At 71.6% G+C, this 1,364-nt stretch carries 1 protein-coding gene; it reads left to right on the forward strand.

The annotated features are described in order from the left end of the window. A partial coding sequence (locus NN4_RS44595) for an AAA family ATPase (RefSeq protein WP_147144471.1) occupies positions 1-1,364 on the forward strand: 1,364 nt, incomplete at both ends.

A 1,364-nucleotide genomic window follows, 5' to 3' on the forward strand; every position in this document is an offset into this window, starting at 1 on the left:
TCGAACGGCCGCAGCGCGGCCACCCGGCACACCGATCCGCTGATCACCGTCAAGGACCTGGCGGGTGCGCACAGCCAGGCGACGAAGCTCGCGGAGTGGCTCAGTCTCGCCCTCGACGAACCCGAGCTGCTCAAAACCCTCGGCGCCACACCACATCTCGGCGTCCTGATCACCGGTCCGGCCGGGGTCGGCAAGGCCACGCTGGCCCGCGCGGTCACCGCGCCGCGCCGCATCGTCGAACTGGACGGCCCGACCATCGGGGCCGCGGAGAGCGGCACCCGGCTGCGCGAGGTGGCCGAGGCGGTGGCCGACGTCTGCTCCGGACAGGGCGGCATCCTGCTGATCACCGATATCGACGCGCTGCTGCCCGCGCAGGCCGAACCGGTCGCCACCCTCATCCTGGATCAGTTGCGTGGCGCGGTCGCCGAGCCGTGCGTCGCCTTCCTGGCCACCACGGCGCACCCGGCCGGGATCGACCCTCGGTTGCGCGCGCCAGACGTATGTGACCGGGAATTGGCGCTCGCATTACCCACCGCCGCGGTACGCAAGTCGCTGCTGGAACAGTTGCTGCGCCGGGTGCCGACCACGGTCTTGAAACTCGACGAAGTTGCCGCTCGCACACCGGGATTCGTGGTCTCCGATCTGGCCGCCGTGTGCCGGGAGGCGGCCCTGCGAGCCGCCTCGCGGGCCAGCAAGGAACACACCGATCCGCAACTGACCCAGGAGGATCTACTCGGCGCGCTGAAAGTCATTCGGCCACTGTCGCGTTCGGGCATGGACGAGCCCGCCATCGGCAGCCTCGGCCTGGACGAGGTCGGCGACATGGTGGAGACCAAGCAGGCGCTGACCGAGACGGTGTTGTGGCCGCTGCGCCATCCGGATTCGTTCGCCCGCCTCGGCATCGATCCGCCGCGCGGGGTGCTGCTCTACGGTCCGCCGGGGTGCGGCAAGACCTTCCTGGTGCGCGCGCTGGCGAGCACCGGCCAGCTCAGCGTGCACACGGTGAAGGGCGCCGAGCTGATGGACAAGTGGGTCGGCTCCTCCGAGCGCGCCGTGCGCGAATTGTTCCAGCGCGCACGCGATTCCGCGCCGTCGCTGATCTTCCTCGACGAGGTCGACGCGCTGGCGCCGCGGCGCGGCCAGAGCGGTGATTCCGGCGTGGGCGACCGCGTGGTCGCCGCCTTGCTCACCGAACTCGACGGGGTGGAGCCGCTGCGCGATGTGGTGGTGCTCGGCGCGACCAACCGGCCGGAGCTGATCGACCCGGCGCTGCTGCGGCCCGGGCGGCTGGAACGACTGGTGTTCGTGCCGCCGCCGGACGGCGCGGCGCGGCTGGAGATCCTGCGGACCGCGGGACGCTCGGT

The sequence above is a fragment of the Nocardia ninae NBRC 108245 genome (assembly GCF_007990755.1).
Taxonomy (GTDB): Bacteria; Actinomycetota; Actinomycetes; order Mycobacteriales; family Mycobacteriaceae; genus Nocardia; species Nocardia ninae.